Annotated in this window: 13 protein-coding genes; 7 read left to right on the top strand and 6 right to left on the bottom strand. The window is 70.9% G+C overall.

Features of this window, described 5'->3' with window-relative positions:
- Positions 1-2: 2 nt before the first annotated feature.
- Both KAK06_RS07880 and KAK06_RS07875 read right to left on the bottom strand, forming a co-directional pair.
- Complete coding sequence (locus tag KAK06_RS07880; protein WP_210801392.1) at positions 3-965, bottom strand: homoserine kinase; 963 nt, start codon at positions 963-965, stop codon at positions 3-5.
- Positions 966-1,008: 43 nt separating this feature from the next.
- The gene (locus tag KAK06_RS07875) at positions 1,009-1,296 is read right to left on the bottom strand and encodes a hypothetical protein (protein WP_210801391.1); all 288 of its coding nucleotides are present in this window, start codon (positions 1,294-1,296) and stop codon (positions 1,009-1,011) included.
- Between the two features lie 56 nt (positions 1,297-1,352).
- Between KAK06_RS07875 and polA the strand changes: the two genes are divergently transcribed.
- Complete coding sequence (gene polA, locus KAK06_RS07870; RefSeq protein WP_210801390.1) at positions 1,353-4,127, top strand: DNA polymerase I; 2,775 nt, start codon at positions 1,353-1,355, stop codon at positions 4,125-4,127.
- Positions 4,128-4,133: 6 nt separating this feature from the next.
- Here the strand turns inward: polA and KAK06_RS07865 are convergent, their stop codons facing one another.
- Positions 4,134-5,039 carry an AraC family transcriptional regulator gene (locus tag KAK06_RS07865; RefSeq protein ID WP_210801389.1) on the bottom strand — a complete coding sequence of 302 codons (906 nt, stop codon included), beginning with the start codon at positions 5,037-5,039 and terminating at the stop codon, positions 4,134-4,136.
- Positions 5,040-5,177: 138 nt separating this feature from the next.
- Here KAK06_RS07865 and KAK06_RS07860 point away from each other — a divergent pair, with 138 nt between their 5' ends.
- The 5 genes from KAK06_RS07860 (at position 5,178) to KAK06_RS07840 (ending at position 11,922) form a co-directional block, all read left to right on the top strand.
- The gene (locus KAK06_RS07860; RefSeq protein ID WP_210801388.1) at positions 5,178-5,651 is read left to right on the top strand and encodes a (2Fe-2S)-binding protein; all 474 of its coding nucleotides are present in this window, start codon (positions 5,178-5,180) and stop codon (positions 5,649-5,651) included.
- A 13-nt stretch (positions 5,652-5,664) separates the two neighbouring features.
- On the top strand, positions 5,665-7,893 hold the full coding sequence (locus tag KAK06_RS07855) for a xanthine dehydrogenase family protein molybdopterin-binding subunit (RefSeq protein ID WP_210801387.1): 2,229 nt from the start codon (positions 5,665-5,667) through the stop codon (positions 7,891-7,893).
- Positions 7,894-7,980: 87 nt separating this feature from the next.
- Complete coding sequence (gene ppk1, locus KAK06_RS07850) at positions 7,981-10,044, top strand: polyphosphate kinase 1 (protein ID WP_210801386.1); 2,064 nt, start codon at positions 7,981-7,983, stop codon at positions 10,042-10,044.
- Positions 10,045-10,530 (top strand): SixA phosphatase family protein, encoded by a 486-nt coding sequence (locus KAK06_RS07845; RefSeq protein WP_210801385.1) that lies wholly within the window; start codon positions 10,045-10,047, stop codon positions 10,528-10,530.
- A gap of 189 nt (positions 10,531-10,719) precedes the next feature.
- Positions 10,720-11,922, top strand: a complete 1,203-nt coding sequence (locus KAK06_RS07840) for an ammonium transporter (protein WP_210801384.1) — start codon at positions 10,720-10,722, stop codon at positions 11,920-11,922.
- Here the strand turns inward: KAK06_RS07840 and KAK06_RS07835 are convergent.
- Both KAK06_RS07835 and KAK06_RS07830 read right to left on the bottom strand, forming a co-directional pair.
- Complete coding sequence (locus KAK06_RS07835) at positions 11,912-13,240, bottom strand: sensor histidine kinase (RefSeq protein ID WP_210801383.1); 1,329 nt, start codon at positions 13,238-13,240, stop codon at positions 11,912-11,914. The genes KAK06_RS07840 and KAK06_RS07835 overlap by 11 nt on opposite strands.
- 34 nt (positions 13,241-13,274) lie before the next feature.
- Positions 13,275-13,637, bottom strand: coding sequence for a response regulator transcription factor (locus tag KAK06_RS07830; protein WP_210801382.1), 363 nt, complete (start codon positions 13,635-13,637; stop codon positions 13,275-13,277).
- 237 nt (positions 13,638-13,874) lie between these two features.
- Between KAK06_RS07830 and KAK06_RS07825 the strand changes: the two genes are divergently transcribed.
- The gene (locus tag KAK06_RS07825) at positions 13,875-15,362 is read left to right on the top strand and encodes a methyl-accepting chemotaxis protein (protein ID WP_210801381.1); all 1,488 of its coding nucleotides are present in this window, start codon (positions 13,875-13,877) and stop codon (positions 15,360-15,362) included.
- Positions 15,363-15,381: 19 nt separating this feature from the next.
- On the opposite strand, the gene KAK06_RS07820 is transcribed toward KAK06_RS07825, so the two are convergent.
- On the bottom strand, positions 15,382-17,316 hold the full coding sequence (locus KAK06_RS07820) for a sigma-54-dependent Fis family transcriptional regulator (protein ID WP_210801380.1): 1,935 nt from the start codon (positions 17,314-17,316) through the stop codon (positions 15,382-15,384).
- Positions 17,317-17,618: the final 302 nt, after the last annotated feature.

Genomic DNA, 17,618 nt, shown 5'->3' with positions numbered 1-17,618 from the left:
GATCAGGGGTGCCAGGGTTGGTCCACCGCGTGGCGCAGCACGCGCTCGAAGTGGGCCGGGTCCTTTGGGGTCAGCAACTGGGCGTCGCGCGGGCGGTGCCAGTCGTCCAGGCGCGACAACCAGAAGCGCAGCGCGGCGGCGCGGCGCATCGCAGGCAGCAGGCGCTGCTCGGCGCCCTGCAGCGGGCGCACCGCCTGGTAGGCCTGCAGCAGGGCCTGGGCGCGTGCTTCATCCAGCGCGCCGCTGTCCAGGTCGATGCACCAGTCGTTGAGCACCACGGCCAGATCGTAGGCGAAGTGGTCGTGGCCGGCGAAGTAGAAGTCGAACACGCCCGAGAGCCGCTCCTGGCCCCGTGCGCCGTCAAACAGCGCGTTGTCGCGGAACAGGTCGGCATGCACCGCGCCCTGCGGCAAGGCGGCCAGTGCGGGCGAAGCCGCCAGCGCCGCCTGGAAGGCCAGCTCGGCCTGCAGCAGCTCGGCTGGCCCACCCTCCAGCCACGCCTGGGCGCGCGCACCGGTCTGGGCGCGCCAGGCCGGGCCACGCAGGTTGGGCTGGTGCAGCGGAAAGTCGGCCACCGCCTGGTGCAGGCGGGCCAGCAGGGTGCCCAGCAGGGCGACGTGGTGGATGTCCGGCGCGTCCACCGGGGCGCCGGGCAGGCGCTCCACCAGCGCCGCCGGCTTGCCCGCCAGCGTGTGCACCAGCTTGCCATCGGCATCAGGCCGCGGCGCCGGCACCGGCAGGCCCTGCGCCGCCAGGTGGGCCATCAGGCGCAGGTAGTAGGGCAGTTGATCGGCAGACAGCCGCTCGAACACCGTCAGCACCCACTCTCCCTGGTCGGTGCTGACGAAGTAGTTGGTGTTCTCGATGCCGCTGGATATCGGCACCAGCCCGTGCTGCGCGCCCAGGCCCAGTCGGGCCAGCAGCGTGTCGGCCTGAGCGGGGGAGACTTCGGTGTAGACCGCCATGGACGAAGGGGGCGCGCGGCACGCGGCCGCCGCCAAGGGGCATTCAGAAGCTGAGCGAGAACCAGATGCGCTGGCCAGCCTTGGGATCCTGGGCCGGGTCGCGGCCAGGCTCGGGCGGGGTGATCTCGTAGGGACCCAGGCCCTTGACCTTGGGCTGCACCGTCAGGCGGCGGGTCTGGCCGCGCACGCGCAGTTCCTCGATGCGCACCTGCTCGTCCTCGGTGACCCGCTGGATGACCTGCGGCTCACCAGGCAGGGGCGTGCCGGCGGCAGGGTCGGCGTGGGCGGGCAGGGCCAGCAGGCCCGCACCCAGGAGAAGAAAAGCGCGCATCCCCCGATTGTAGGCAGGGCGCCGCCGCCGCCGGCCGGGCGGGCGAGAATCGCCCCATGAACGACGCCCCCTCCCAAGCCCCGATCCTGCTGCTGGTCGACGGCTCCAGCTACCTGTACCGCGCCTACCACGCGATGCCCGACCTGCGCGGCCCCGAGGGCGTGCCCACCGGGGCCATCCACGGCGTGGTCAACATGATGGGCTGGCTGCGCGAGCACATCGGCGCCGAGCATGCGGTGTGCGTCTTCGATGCCAAGGGCCCCACCTTCCGCGACGAGTGGTACCCCGAGTACAAGGCCCACCGCCCGCCGATGCCCGACGACCTGCGCGCCCAGATCGAGCCGATCCACGAGGTGGTGCGGCTGCTGGGCTGGCCGGTGCTGGAGGTGCCTGGCATCGAGGCCGATGACGCGATCGGCACGCTGGCGCGCTTCGGTGAGGCCAGCGGCCACCGGGTGGTGATCTCCACCGGCGACAAGGACCTGGCGCAGCTGGTGACGCCGGCCGTGTCGCTGATCAACACCATGGACAAGCCGCCCAGCGTGTCCGACGAGGCCGGGGTGCTGGCCAAGTTCGGCGTGCCACCGTCGCTGATCATCGATTACCTGACGCTGATCGGCGACGCGGTGGACAACGTGCCCGGCGTTGACAAGGTAGGCCCGAAGACCGCGGTCAAGTGGCTGCAGGAGCATGGCTCGCTGGACGGCATCGTCGCTGCCGCCGACACGATCAAGGGCGTGGCCGGCGACAACCTGCGCAAGGCCCTGGACTGGCTGCCGCTGGGCCGCCGGCTGATCACTGTGAAGACCGACTGCGACCTGACCGCCCAGATCCCCGGCTGGCCGGCGCTGGAGCCGCTGGCGCTGAAGGCGCCGGATGCCGAGGGTCTGGTCGGCTTCTACACCCGCTTCGGCTTCAAGACCGCGCTGCGCAGCCTGGAGCAGCAACTGGGCCGATCGCCCTCAGCGGCGCCGGCAGCCGCGCCCGACCTGTTCGACAGCGCCCCCGCACCGGCGGTGGACTTGCCGCGCGACTACCAGACCGTGCACACGCTGGCGCAGCTGGACGACTGGATCGCCCGGCTGCGCGCCGCGCCGATCAGCGCGCTGGACACCGAGACCGACTCGCTCGACCCGATGCGCGCGCGCATCGTGGGCATCAGCTTCGCCGTCGAGCCCGGCCGCGCCGCCTACGTGCCCACCGGTCATGACTACCCCGGCGCACCCGACCAACTGCCTCTGGACGAGGTACTGCAGCGCCTGCGCCCCTGGCTGGAGGACGACAGCGCCGCCAAACTGGGTCAGAACGTCAAGTACGACCTGCATGTGTTCGCCAACCACGGCATCCGCGTGCGCGGCTACACCCATGACACGCTGCTGCAAAGCTATGTGCTCGAGGCCCACCTGCGCCACAACCTGGAAGAGTTGGCCCAGCGCCACCTGGGCCGCCAGGGTCTGAGCTACGAGGCGCTGTGCGGCAAGGGCGCCAGCCAGATCCCGTTCTCGCAGGTCGACATCGAGCGCGCCAGCACCTACAGCGGCGAGGACAGCGAGATGTGCGTGCAGCTGCACCAGCAGTTGTGGCCGCAGATCGAGGCCGAGCCCGGCCTGCGCCGCGTTTATGCCGACATCGAGATGCCGGCCATGGCCATCCTGCAGCGCATCGAGCGCCATGGCGTGCTGATCGACCCGGCGCGCCTGGCCGCGCAGAGCCAGCAACTCGCCGAGCGCATGGTGGCACTGGAGCAGCAGGCCTACGAGGCCGCCGGCCAGCCCTTCAACATGGCCAGCCCCAAGCAGATCGGCGAGATCCTGTTCGGCAAGCTGGGGCTGCCGGTGAAGAAGAAGACCGCCAGCGGCGCGCCCAGCACCGACGAAGAGGTGCTGCAGGAACTGGCCGCCGACTACCCGCTGCCGGCGCTTCTGCTGGAGCACCGCAGCCTGGCCAAACTCAAGGGCACCTACACCGACAAGCTGCCGCTGATGGTCAACCCCGGCACCGGCCGCGTACACACCAACTACGCGCAGGCGGTGGCCATCACCGGCCGCCTGGCCAGCAACGACCCCAACCTGCAGAACATCCCCATCCGCACGGCCGAGGGCCGACGCGTGCGCGAGGCCTTCATCGCGCCGCCCGGCCATGTGCTGATGAGCGCCGACTACTCGCAGATCGAGCTGCGCATCATGGCCCACATCAGCGGTGACCCCGGCCTGACCCGCGCCTTCGCCGAGGGCCAGGACGTGCACCGCGCCACCGCCGCCGAGGTCTTCGGCATCCCGCTGGCCGAGGTCACATCCGAGCAGCGCCGCTATGCCAAGACGATCAACTTCGGCCTGATCTACGGCATGGGTGCCTTTGGCCTGGCGCAGAGCCTGGGCATCGACCAGAAGGCGGCGAAGAACTACATCGACCGCTACTTCGAACGCTTTGCCGGCGTGCGCGACTACATGGAGGCCACCCGCGCCAGTGCGCGCGAGAAGGGCTATGTCGAAACCCTGTTTGGCCGGCGCATCGTGCTGCCCGAGATCCGCGGCGGCAACGGCCCGCGCAAGGCCGGCGCCGAGCGCCAGGCGATCAACGCGCCGATGCAGGGCACCGCGGCCGACCTGATCAAGCTGGCGATGATCGCCGTGCAGCGCGCGCTGGACGACGAGGGCCGCGCCACCCGCATGGTGATGCAGGTGCACGATGAACTGGTGCTGGAGGTGCCCGAGGCCGAGATCGACTGGGCGCGCGAGGCGATTCCGCGCCTGATGGCCGGTGCGGCGGATCTGAGCGTGCCTTTGCTGGCCGAGGTGGGGCAGGGCGCCAACTGGGACGAAGCCCATTGAGCCCGATCAGGCGGTCTCGCGCTCCCGCAAGGCCGCGATGTCGCGCGCCGGTGGCGCGCCAAAGCGCCGGGCGTACTCGCGGCTGAACTGCGACGGGCTCTCGTAGCCCACGCGGTAGGCGGCCGCTGCAGCGTCCAGGCGGTCAGAGAGCATCAGCCGGCGCGCCTCGGACAGGCGCAATGCCTTCTGGTACTGCAGCGGGCTCATCGCGGTGTGGGCCTTGAAGCGCTGGTGGAAGACCGAGGCGCCCATGCCGGCCTCGCGGGCCAGGTCGTCCACCCGCAGCGGCTGGTCGAAGCGCTGGTTCAGCAGCGCCACCGCGCGGGCGATCTGCTGGCTGGGGCTGCCGGCGGTGGCCATTTGCCGCAGCCGGGCACCGGCGTCACCGGTCAGCAGGCGGTAGTGGATCTCGCGCTGGATCAGCGGCGCCAGCGCGGCGATGTCGGCCGGCTGCTCGAGCAGCGCCAGCAGGCGGTCGAAGGCGTCGAGCAGCGCGGGCGTGACGGCGCCGGTGCCCAGTGCGCGGTCATCGTCCAGGCGCTGCTGGCCGGGCATCGGCGGCGCCTCCAGCATCAGCGAGGCGATCTCTCGGGGGTCCAGCCGCAGCGCCACGGCCAGGTAGGGCCGCTCGGGACTGGCCTCCAGCAGTGCCGCGGTGACCGGCAGGTCCATCGATGCGATCAGGTAGCGCTCGGGGCCGTAGTCGAACACCGCGCCACCCAGGCTCAGCCGCTTGCGGCCCTGCACGATCAGCGCCACGCAGGGCTCGTAGGCGCCGCACAGGTTGCTGTAGGGCTGGTCGTTGCGAATCAGGCGCAAATCGGGCAGGGCCGCGATCGACTGCATGCCCACATTGGGCGCATGGATCAACAGGCGCTGGCGCAGACGGACCAGTGGATAGGAAGGCAACATGGTGGCCCGATGCTATCCGGGTCTTGCCCAACGCTGCGGTCTGGCGCAGGTTTGGGCAAGCATCGCGCAGCATCAGGCTACCGCCAGCGGGCACACCGCCGAGACACTGGCGCCCTCAAGAACCGGGAGACCCCTTCAATGGCTTCACTGAACGTCAACGGACGCGAGCACACGCTCGACGTCGACCCCGCCACACCGGTGCTGTGGGCGCTGCGCGACGAACTGGGCCTGACCGGCACCAAGTTCGGCTGTGGCGTTGCCCAGTGCGGCGCCTGCACCGTGCATCTCAACGGCCAGGCCACCCGCTCCTGCATCACGCCGCTCAGCCTGGCCCAGGGCCAGCGCATCACCACCATCGAGGCCGTGACGGGCGGTGACGACCGAGTCGGCCGCGCGGTGCTGGACGCCTGGGTGCGCCATGACGTGGCCCAGTGCGGCTACTGCCAGAGCGGGCAGGTGATGGCGGCCAGCGCCTTCCTGGCTGCGCTGCCCAAGGGCAAGCAGCCCACGCCCGCCGAGATCGACGCCGCGATGAGCGGCAACATCTGCCGCTGCGGCACCTACGAACGCATCCGCGCCGCGGTGGCCGACGCCGCCCGCGCGCTGGCCTGAAGGAGGGCACCATATGCACTTCGACCTCACCGCCGAGATGCCCCGCGCCCTGCAACACCTGCTGGAGCGCGACGCCGCCGAGCCCGCCGAACTGCCCCGCCGCCAATTCCTGAAGCTGGGCGTGGCCGGTGGCTTCGGCCTGGGCCTGTTTCCGCTGACCGCCGCAGCCCAGACCGCGCCGACACCGGGCCTGAAGCCCCAGCAACAGCCCGCCGCTTTCGTGAAGATCGATGCCGACGGCACAGTGACGATCACCGTCAACCGGCTGGAGTTTGGTCAGGGCATCAACACCGCGCTGCCGATGCTGCTGGCCGAGGAGCTGGACGCCGACTGGTCGCGCGTGCGCAGCCAGCTGGGCACCAACGACGGCGCCTATGCCGACCCCCTCTTTGGCCTGCACCTGACCGGTGGCTCCAACTCGGTCAAGAACAGCTTCATCCAGTACCGCGAGCTGGGCGCACGCACCCGCGCCATGCTGCTGCAGGCGGCAGCCGTACGCTGGCGCGTGGACGCTGCGGTGCTGCGCACCGAGGCCGGCACGGTCCTCGGCCCGGCCGGTCAGAAGGCCGGCTACGGCGAGCTGGCCACCGCCGCGATGGCGCTGCCGGTGCCTGAGAAAGTGGCGCTGAAGGACCCGGCGCAGTTCCGCATCGTCGGCCGCCCCACGCCGCGCCTGGACGCGCGCGCCAAGAGCAGCGGTCGCCAGTCCTTCGGCCTGGATGTGAAGCGCCCGGGCCAACTGACCGCGGTGGTCGCGCGGCCCCCGGTGTTTGGCGCCAAGCCGCGCGCGGTGGACGACAGCGCGGCCAAGGCGGTCAAGGGCGTGCAGGCGGTGCTGCGCGTGCCGCTGGACCGCGGTGCCGAAGGCGTGGTGGTCATCGCCCGTGGCACCTGGCCGGCGATTCAGGGCCGCCAGGCGCTGAAGATCGACTGGGACACCTCGGGTGTCGAGAAGGTCGACAGCGCCCGCCAACTGGCCGAGTACCGCGCGCTGGCCCGCCAGCCCGGCCCGAAGCACTTTGACGCCGACATGGCCCCGCTGGCCAGTGCGCCGCGGCGCATCGAGGCCGAGTTCAGCTTCCCCTACCTGGCCCATGCGCCGATGGAGCCGCTGAACTGCACGGTCGAGCTGCGCGACGACGGCGCCACCCTCTGGGCCGGCTCGCAGATGCCCGGCCTGGACGGCATGGCCGCCGCGCGGGTGCTGGGCCTGAAACCCGAGCAGGTGGCGCTGCAGGTGCAGATGGCCGGCGGCGGCTTCGGCCGCCGGGCCATTCCCAGCAGTGACTACGTGGTCGAAGCCTGCGGCATCGCCAAGGCGGCCCGGGCGGCCGGCCTGAAGGCGCCGATCCAGACCGTCTGGACGCGTGAGGACGACCTGCGCGGCGGCTACTACCGCCCGATGCACCTGCACCGCGCGCAGATCGGCTTCGATGCCCAGGGCCGTGTGCTGGCCTGGGACCACGCGATCGTCGGCCAGTCCATCGTGGCGGGCAGTCCCTTCGAGGCCATGATGGTCAAGAACGGCATCGACAACACCGCGGTCGAAGGCATGCGCGAACCCTACGCCTTGCCGATGCGCCTGACCGTGCACCACCCCAAGCAGAACGTGCCGGTGCTGTGGTGGCGCAGCGTGGGCAGCACCCACACCGCCTTCGTGATGGAGACGCTGATTGACCAGATCGCCCGCGAGACCCAGCAGGACCCGGTCGCCTACCGGCTGTCGCTGATGGGCGACAAGCACCCGCGCCACCGTGCGGCGCTGGACCTGGCCGTGGCGCGCAGCGGCTACGGCAAGACGCCGCTGCCCGCAGGACGTGCCTGGGGCGTGGCGCTGCACGAGTCCTTCAATTCGGTGGTGGCCTATGTGGTCGAGGCCTCGCTGCAGGGCGGCCGGCCGACGCTGCACCGGGTCACCGCGGGCGTGCACTGCAACCTGGCGGTCAACCCGCGCACCGTGGAAGCCCAGGTCCAGGGGGCGGCGCTGATGGGTCTGGGCATGTGCCTGCCTGGCGCGGCGATCACCTTGAAGGACGGCGTGGTGGAGCAGCAGAACTTTGGCGACTACACCGTGGCCCGGATGAGCGACATGCCCAGCTTCTCGGTGCACATCGTGCCCAGCGCCGACGCGCCCACCGGCATGGGCGAGCCGGGCCTGCCGCCGCTGGCACCGGCCTTTGCCAATGCCGTGGCGCGGCTGACGGGCAAGCCGATCCGCCAACTGCCCTTCGATCTGGCCTGAGCCGGGCGGCCGCCGTGTGACAGCGGGCAGGCCATCTGACGGCCTGCTGTCACGGGAGCGTCACGCGACGTTCATACACTGTCCGGCATGACCCGTCCGGACCGTGCCGTGCCCCTGCTCGACCGCGAGCGCTCGCTGCTGGAATTCAACCGCCGCGTGCTCGCCCAGGCGCGCCGCTCCGATGTGCCGCTGCTGGAGCGGCTGCGCTACATCACCATCGTCTCGTCCAACCTGGACGAGTTCTTCGAGGTGCGCTTTGCCGACGTCGTCGAGGCCGCGCGCAGCGGCGCCAGCGAGCCGGGCAGCCTGGCCGATGTGGCGGCCGAGGCGCACGCGCTGATCGACGAGCAGTACGCGCTGTTCAATGACGAGGTGATGCCGGCACTGGCCGGGCAGGGCGTGCTGGTCCTCAACCATGCCCAGCGCGACGCCGCGCAGCGCCGCTGGGTCGAGCGCTTTTTCGAGCGCGAGGTGCGGCCGCTGCTGATGCCGGTGGTGCTGGATCCGGCGCACCCGTTTCCGCTGGTGGCCAACAAGTCGCTGAACTTCATCGTCCAGCTCTCGGGCCAGGACGCCTTCGGCCGCGAGAACGCGATCGCCATCGTCAAGGTGCCGCGCGTGCTGCCGCGGGTGATCCGCCTGCCGGCCGCGGTGTGCGCGCCGGGCCAGCAGGTTTTCGTGATGCTGACCAGCGTGATGCGGGCGCACCTGGAAGCGCTGTTTCCGGGCCGCACGGTGGAGGCCTTCTCGCAGTTCCGTGTCACGCGCGACTCCGACCTGGATGTCGACGAGGAGGACGTGGCCAACCTGCGCCAGGCGCTGCGCTCGGGCCTGAGCACCCGCCACTACGGCCAGGCGATCCGCCTGGAGGTGGTCAACACCTGCCCCGAGGCGCTGTGGCGCCTGCTGCTGGAGCAGTTTGACCTGCCTGATGCCGCCGTCTACCGCGTCAACGGCCCGGTCAACCTGGTGCGCCTGAACCAGCTGATCGACCAGGCCGACGATCCCGGCGGCCTGCGTTTCCCGGGCTTCGAGCCCCGCTGGCCCGAGCGCCGCTGGCCGCGTGGGGCCTCGGTGTTCGAGCTGCTGCGCGAACGCGACCTGCTGCTGCACCACCCCTTCGAGAGTTTCGAGCCGGTCGTCGAATTCCTGCGCCAGGCGGTGCACGACCCCGACGTGCTGGCGATCCGCCAGACCATCTACCGCACCGGCGACAAGTCGGTGCTGGGCGACCTGCTGGTCGAGGCGGCGCGCCGCGGCAAGGAAGTCACCGCGGTGGTTGAGCTCAAGGCGCGCTTCGATGAAGAGGCCAACATCAACTGGGCCGAGCGCCTGGAGGCGGTGGGCGCCCAGGTGGTGTATGGCGTGGTGGGCCTGAAGACCCATGCCAAGCTGCTGCTGGTGACCCGCCGCGAGAGCGACCGCCGCGGCCGCACCCGCCTGCGCGACTACCTGCACCTGTCGACCGGCAACTACAACCCGAAGACAGCGCGCTTCTACACCGACCTGGGCATGCTCAGCGCCGACCCGCAGCTGTGCGCCGACGCCGAGGGCGTGTTCCAGCAGATCGCCAGCCAGGCGCGCGTGCGGCCGCCGCGCCAATTGCTGACCGCGCCCTTCGTGCTGCAGGACCGGCTGCTGGGTCTGCTGCGCCGCGTGGCCGATGCCGCCCGCCACGGCCGCTCGGCGCGGGTGGTGCTCAAGTGCAATGCGCTGACCGACCTGCCGCTGATCGACGCGCTGGTGCGTGCTGCGCAGGCCGGTGCCGAGATCGACCTGATCGTGCGCGGCGCCTGCATGCTGCCGCCGGGCCTGCCGGGCTGGACCGAACGGGTGCGCGTGCGCTCAATCGTTGGTCGCTTCCTGGAGCACTCGCGCATCATCTACCTGCGCTGGGGGGATGCGGATGATGAGGAGGCGCTGTACCTGTCCAGCGCCGACTGGATGAACCGCAACATGACGCGCCGGGTCGAGGTGGCCTGGCCCTTGCGCGACCCGTCGCTGCGCCAGCGCGTGATCGACGAGGCGCTGATGCCCTACCTGCACGATGCGCGTGACGCTTGGCAGTTGCGCGCTGACGGCCGCTACGAACGGATCGCCACCGACGGCCCTGGCGCCCAGGCCGCGCTGTTGGCGCGCTACGGGGGCTGAATGGACCTGATCCTGTGGCGCCATGCCGAGGCCGAGGAACTGGCCCCCGGCATCGACGACCCGCACCGCGGCCTGACGCCGCGCGGCCTGAAGCAGGCCCGGCGCGCGGCCGAGTGGCTCAACCACTTCCTGCCCGCCGGCGCGCGGGTGCTGAGCAGCCCGGCGCTGCGCTGTCAGCAGACCGCTGCCGCGCTGGACCGCCGAGTCAAATTGGTCGACGCCTTGTCGCCCGATGGCAGTGTCGAGGGCCTGCTGGCGGCCGCGCGCTGGCCCGAGGCCCGCGAGCCGGTGCTGGTGGTCGGCCACCAGCCCACGCTGGGTCTGGCGGCGGCCTACCTGATGACCGGCGCCCGCCTGGGGGCCGACGCCAGCGCGCTGCAGCCCTGGGCGGTGAAGAAGGGCAGCGTGTGGTGGCTGCGGCACCGCCCGCGGGAGGAGCGGGGCGAGGTGGTGCTGGTCGCGGTCCGCACGGCCGAGATGATGTGAGTCGCCACTGACGTGACAATGCACTGGATAGGTGCGCACGCGCACCGCCACTGAGCGGCGAGGCGCGCACCTGGTGCGCTGCCGTGGCCGGCTGCCGGTGCATGCATGCACCAACGCGGGCACATCGATTGCTTTCCTGGTGCGGTTTTCGCGCGGCCATGGTGCGCCGCCGCCCACCGGAGAGTCACGATGGATCAGGTCAAGCAGGGCACCGATGCCCTGTTCATTCTGCTCGGCGCCATCATGGTGCTGGCCATGCACGCGGGCTTCGCCTTCCTGGAGCTGGGCACAGTGCGCAAGAAGAACCAGGTCAATGCCCTGGTCAAGATCCTGGTCGACTTCGCGGTGTCGACCATTGCCTACTTCTTCGTCGGCTACACCGTGGCCTATGGCGTGAGCTTCTTCAGTGGCGCGGAAACGCTGGCCGCCAAGAACGGTTACGAGCTGGTCAAGTTCTTCTTCCTGCTGACCTTTGCGGCGGCGATCCCGGCCATCGTGTCGGGCGGCATTGCCGAGCGCGCACGCTTCCAGCCGCAGTTGCTGGCCACTGCGCTGCTGGTGGGCCTGATCTACCCGGTGTTCGAGGGGGTGGTCTGGGGCGGCAAGTTTGAACTGCAGGCCTGGCTCAAGGGCGTGGCCGGCGCCGAGTTCCATGACTTCGCCGGCTCGGTGGTGGTGCATGCGGTGGGCGGCTGGATCGGCCTGGCCGCGGTGCTGTTGCTGGGCGCGCGGCAAAACCGCTATCGCAAGGATGGCGCGATGAGCGCGCACCCGCCGTCGAGCATTCCCTTCCTGGCGCTGGGCGCCTGGATCCTGGCGGTGGGCTGGTTCGGCTTCAACGTGATGAGCGCGCAGACCATCGACAAGATCTCGGGCCTGGTGGCCGTGAACTCGCTGATGGCCATGGTCGGCGGCACGCTGGTGGCCGTGCTCATGGGCAAGAACGACCCGGGCTTTGCCTACAACGGCCCGCTGGCGGGCCTGGTGGCGGTGTGCGCGGGCTCGGACCTGATGCACCCGGTCGGCGCGCTGGTGGTGGGCGGCGTGGCCGGGGCGATCTTCGTCTCGCTGTTCACGCTCACCCAGAACCGCTGGAAGATCGACGATGTGCTGGGCGTCTGGCCGCTGCACGGCCTGTGTGGCGCCTGGGGCGGCATCGCCTGCGGCATCTTCGGACAGAGCGCACTGGGCGGTTTGGGTGGCGTCACGGTGGGCGCGCAGCTGATCGGCACGCTGGCCGGCGTGGCCTGGGCCTTTGCCGGCGGCCTGGTGGTCTACGGCGTGATCAAGGCCATGCTGGGCCTGCGCCTGAGCCAGGAGGAGGAGTACGAAGGCGCGGACCTGTCGATCCACCGCATCGGCGCCACACCCGACCGTGAGGTCAGCTGGTGAGCTCGGCGGCTTCGCGGGGCTGAACCATCGGCGCGTCTGCGGCCGCGCAGACCGGCAGCCACACCGAGAAGTGGCTGCCCACGCCGGCCTGGCTGCGCAGGCTGATGCGGCCGCCGTGGTGCTGCACGATCTCCTGCACGATCGACAGGCCCAACCCGGCCCCGAGCAGGTGGCCTGAGGGGTCGGCGCGGTAGAAGCGCTCGAAGGCGCGCTCTTGCTGCTCTGGCGTCATGCCGATGCCCTGGTCGCTGATGGTGGCCACCGCCCAGTCCTGGCCATCCTGGCGTTCGTGGTGCAGCAGCAATTGCACCGGTGCCGGTGCCACCGAGTATTTCAGGCCGTTGGCCAGCAGGTTGACCAGCGCCTGGCGCAGGCGCAAGGCGTCGCCCATGACCCACAGCGCCTGCTCGCCACTGGCGCATTGCAGCCGGTCGTCCTCATCGGGTGAGCGGGTCGATTCGATGGCCTCGTGAGCGATGTCGCGCAGGTCGCAGGGCTGGCGCTGGAAGTCGGCGTCGCCACGCGCATCCAGGCGCGCCAGGTCCAGCAGCTCGTCCACCAGGTGCTTGAGCACGCCCGCCTGGCGGTGCACGACCGCGCACACCTGCTGGCGGCGTTCGTCGCTCAGGCGGCCACCGGCCAGCAGCTCGGAAAAGCCGTAGACGCTGGCCAGCGGCGTGCGCAGCTCGTGCGCGGCGGTGGTCAGGAACTCGCTCTTGAGCCGCTCCACCGCCGTCTCGTGGGTGATGTCGCGGAAGTAGTAGACGCGCTGACTGCGGTCCTCGCGCGAGGTGCGCAGCAAGGTGCGCAGCGGCGGCCCGGCCAGCTCGATGCGGGCGTCGCCGTCCAGCAGCGGCGGCATCGGGCGCTCGTCGCTGGCCAGACCGGCCAGCCACTCGTCGGTGGCGGCTTCGCTCAGGCCCAGCAACTCCTCGGGACGCAGCCCAAACAAGGCACTGAAGGCCGGGTTGGTGAAGACCAGGCGCAGCAGACCCTCGGTGTCGCGCTCGAACACCAGGACCGCGTCGGGCGACAGGCCGCTGACCGCATCCAGCCAGCGGGTGCGTGCCGCCACCTCGTCACCACGGTCAGCCATCGACCGTTCGGCCCGCCAGCGCAAGGCCGACTGCCGCCACAGCAGCAGCGCCAGGGTCAGCGCGGCCAGTGCGCCGAGGCGATCGCTCAGTCCGGCAACCACCACCAGCGTGATGGCGACCGTGGCGGTCGGCCAGGGGCGGCCCAGCCAGCGGGCCAGCGCGTCAGCCGGCGCACCGGCGGCGCGGGCGCGCCGGCGGCGGTGGTGTTCAATGACTTCCACGCGGGTGCCCCTGGGTGTCGGTGCGTCGGTGGAATCAGAGGCTGCGCCGCACAACCTGCAGCAGTTGCCGCGGGCTGAAGGGCTTGACCAGGTAGTCGTCGGCACCGGCGCGCAGGCCGGCCTGACGGTCCGCAGCGCCACTGCGTGCCGACAGCATCACGATGCGGGTGCGCTTGTGCGAGGCGTCGCCCCTGAGCCGTTGGCACACGCCGATGCCGTCGATCGAGCCGGGCATCATCACGTCCAGCAGCAGCAGGTCGGGCTGCAGCTGGCGGGTCATCTGCAGGGCGGTCTCGCCGTCCTCCGCCTCATGGATCTCGAAGTCGCTGGCTTCCAGGCTCATGCGGATCAGTTCGCGGATGTCGGGCTGGTCTTCGACGATCAGGATGCGCTTCATGGGTGGGGTCCTCGCTGCAGGCGGTGTCCTTGACGGTGCTTCACCGGGGCGCGGCGCGAGCCGGCCACCAGGGTGCCGGATGCGACTCTAGGTCGCCTCGCAGACGCCAAAGCCTGCATATGCGGCGCTGCAGCGGTGCATATCGCCGCACGTCCGACCGATGGATCGCCGTAAGCTGCTCCCAGTTCATCAACCATCACCCATCCACGCCTGCCGTGGCTGGGGCCTTGTTCCGTGATGCCTAGCTCCAACGCTTCCTTCCTGCCCGGGGTCGCCTTCCTGGCGCTGCTGGCGCTGCTGGGCGTTCATGCCACGCCCCACGATGCGGTCTGGCTGGGTGCTGTCGTCAGTGCGTCCGTCGGCATCGTGCTGTGGACCTGGCGTCGCTGGCGCCGCGCGGACACGGTGGCGGTCGGCTTCGCGACACTGCTGCTGGCCATGGGCTGGCAGGGCCTGGCACCCGACACCGCTCAGGGGGCGCTGGTGTCGATGCTGACACTGAGCCTGCTGCCACCGCTGCGCAGCCTGCCCCTGCTGAGCGGCGCCACCGCCGCCTTGCTGGCCACTCCGCTGCTGCTGTCCTTCACCGGCCTGGCCACCTCGCCACTGCAGCCGATGCCGCTGCTGCTGCTGGCCGTTCAAGGCGCGCTGCTGTCGACGCGGACACGGCAGCTGGGCCGACAGTTCGCCGAGAACGCCGACGTCACCTTCCTGATCCGGGCCATGGGCCAGCAGGGGCCGATCCGCCTGAATCTGAGCGCCGTGCGCGCCGAGTCAACGCTGGGCAAGCGCCTGCGCGATCTGCAGGACCGCATGGCCGGTGCGCTGCGCGAGGCCCGGGCGGCCTCGTCCGAGGTGCAGTCGGCCTCGGCCGAGCTGGCCGGCGAGTCCCACCAGCTGACCGCCCGCACCGAGCGCGGTGCGGCCGGCCTGCGCGACACCGTGATGACGCTTGAGCAGATCAGCGTGATCGTCAAGAGCAGCGCCGATGCCGCGATGGAAGCGCGCAGCACCGCCGAGCATGCGTCGCGCCAGGCCGAACACGGCGCCGAGCTGTTCGGGCGCGTGGTCCACACGATGCGCGAGATCGACGGTTCTTCGCGCGAAATCGCCGAGATCATCAGCGTCATCGACGGCATCGCCTTTCAGACCAACATCCTGGCGCTGAATGCCGCGGTCGAGGCCGCGCGCGCGGGCGAGCAGGGCCGCGGCTTCGCGGTGGTGGCGGCCGAGGTGCGCTCGCTGGCGCTGCGCTCGGCGGCCAGTGCCTCACAGATCAAGGCGCTGATCCAGCGCTCCAACGAAACGGTTCACCAGGGCACGCAGCTGGTTGATGAGGCCGGCACGGCGATGGGCGAGATCGTGCGCTCTGTGCGCAACGTGGGCGAGGTCTTCGCCACGCTGTCAGCCGACACCAGCGAACACGCCGGCAGCATCGAAACGGTCACCGGCGCGGTACGCGAGGTGGACGAGCTGACGCGCGACAACGCTGCCATGGCCGCGTCGCTGGCGCGCATTGCCGGTGCGCTGCACAACCGCGGCCAGCAGCTCGAATCGGTGCTGGGCGCCTTCCGGCTGGGCGAGGGCGATGCGCGGCCGTCTGTCGCCGCCGGACCGTCGGTCGAGGTGTCAGCACCCCAGCCGAAGCTCGCTGCGCTGCCACCGACCGCGCTGCCGACCGCAGCGGCCGACAGCACCACCGCGGACGCCGTCGAGTACTTCTGACCGCGCGCCCGGCATGGCGTCAGGCGCCGCCCTGGCGCAGCCTCCGGTACAGCGTATTGCGGCTCACGCCCAGGCGGCGTGCCGCCTCCGACACATTGCCCCGGGCCAGGGCCATCGCGGCCTCGACCTGTTGGCGCTCGAGGTCGCGCAGCGTGCCTTCAGCCGCGGGCCGCGTTGGTTGGGCTCCGCCGAGGTCGCGAAGCAGGCGCAGGTCCTCGGCCAGGTCATCGGGCAGATGCTCCCAGCCGATCTCGTCCTCGCGCTCGTCCATCAGCGCACAGGCGGTGCGCAGCGCATTGGCCAATTGGCGCAGGTTGCCCGGCCAGGCGTAGCGGGCGGCCAGCGTGGTCAGCTCGGGTGACAGTGTGGTGGCCAGCCCGGGGCGGATCTCGCCCAGCAGGCGCTGCACCAGCTCGGCCAGGTCCTGGCGCTCGCGCAAGGGTGGCAACTGCAGCGCCAGGCCGTTGATGCGGTAGTACAGGTCCTCGCGGAAGCGGCCAGCCTTCATGTCCTCGCGCAGCGGTCGGTGGGTGGCGCACACCAGCTGCACATCCACCGGCACCGGCTTGCCGCCACCCAGTGGCGTCACCTGGCGCTCCTGCAGCACGCGCAGCAGGCGGCCCTGCATCGCCAGCGGCATGTCGCCGATTTCGTCCAGGAACAGCGTGCCGCCATCGGCTTCGCGGATGCGACCCGGGGCGCCGTCGCGGTGGGCACCGGTGAAGGCGCCTGGGCGGTAGCCAAACAGTTCAGCCTCGATCAGGGTCTCCGGCAGCGCCGCGCAGTTCACGGCGACGAAGGCCTGCTCGTGCCGCGGGCCGCTGGCATGCACCGCCCGGGCGAAAACCTCCTTGCCCACGCCCGATTCGCCCAGCAGCAGCAGCGCGATCGGCTTGCCCTGCACGCGCCGCGCGCGCTCCAGTGCGGCGCGCAGCGCGCTGTCGCCGGTGTCCAGCGCGGCCAGGGCGTCGGCCGCGGCAGGCAGCACTGGCGCGGGCGGGCGCAGCGAGGCCACGGTCTGCCGGTCGGCCTCGGCGACCCACCACAGGCTGCGGCCATCGCGCGTCTGCGTGGGCTGCGGCTGACGCAGACCGCGGTGGGCGCTGGCCAGCAACTGCGCGGTCTCCAGTGCCAGCAGGTCGGGCAGGCGGCGCGCGGCCACATCGGTCCAGGTCAGGCCCAGCAGCTTCAGCGCGCTGTCATTGGCGCCCACCAGCCAGCCGTCCTCGCTCAGCGCCAGCAGGCCTTCGGTCAGCGAGCCCAGGCCTTCGCGCTGCGCATGCAGGCGCAGGCGCAGGCCCTGGCCATGGCGTGACTGGAACAGACCGTGCTCGATCATGCGCACGGCGGAACGCACCAGCCCCAGCGTGTGGCGGTGGAATCCGCGGTGGTCTCCCGACAGGTCAAGCGCACCCAGCACGCGGCCGGTGGGATCGTGGATGGGGGCGGCCGCGCAGGTGAGAAAGCCGTTGCGCTCCAGGAAGTGCTCGCCGGCATGCACCGACACTGGCTGGGCCTCCTGCAGCGCGGTGCCGATCGCGTTGGTGCCGCGCCAGCGTTCGTGCCAGGTGGCACCGGGGCGCAGCGCCACGCGCTCGGCGCGGTCGATGAACCGGGCATCGCCCAGCGCGTGCAGCAGCATGCCCTGGGCATCGGCCAGGATCACCATGCTGTCGGTGTCGCGGGTCTGTTCGTGCAGGAACTCCATCACCGGGCGGGCGTGCGACAGCAGATCGCGTTGCAGCTCCAGCGCCCGCGCCAGTTGCGCTGCCGACGCATGCGGTGTGCCGGGTGTGCGGCCATCGGGCTGCAAGCCCGCGCTGGCGCAGCGTTGCCAGCTGCGGGCCAGCAGCGGGCCCAGCAGTTCGGTCGAAACCTCGCCGGAGTTGTTCAGTTGGCGCCTGGCCTCGCGCACAGCGGCGGGTGGCAGGACGGGGGTCAGGGCGTGGTGCATGGTTCAGCCTCGGAGCAATCGCATCGTCCTATGCAAACTCTTGCATGAGGGTGTTCACCAGGGTTCGGCGGTCCGGGGACTGGCCTGGCGAGCATTTCAGCGGAATCTGCGGGGACATGTGCGTCGTGTCGGAACAGGTGCACCGATCTTTTGCCGGTGCTGCACAAGGCTGTGCAGGTTCCGGGCCCGATTTGCGCAGCGATCCCGCCGATCCTGGCCGAACTTGCGATGGCACGAACGCTGCAAAGCGGCCGCCGCGCAGCGCGGTGAGCGGTTCACGGCGCCGCAACCAAGCACAGGAG

This window comes from Ideonella aquatica (assembly GCF_018069755.1).
Lineage (GTDB): Bacteria > Pseudomonadota > Gammaproteobacteria > Burkholderiales > Burkholderiaceae_C > Ideonella > Ideonella aquatica.
Note: the sequence above shows the minus strand (reverse complement) of the source record. Positions and strands in the feature narration are given on the sequence as shown.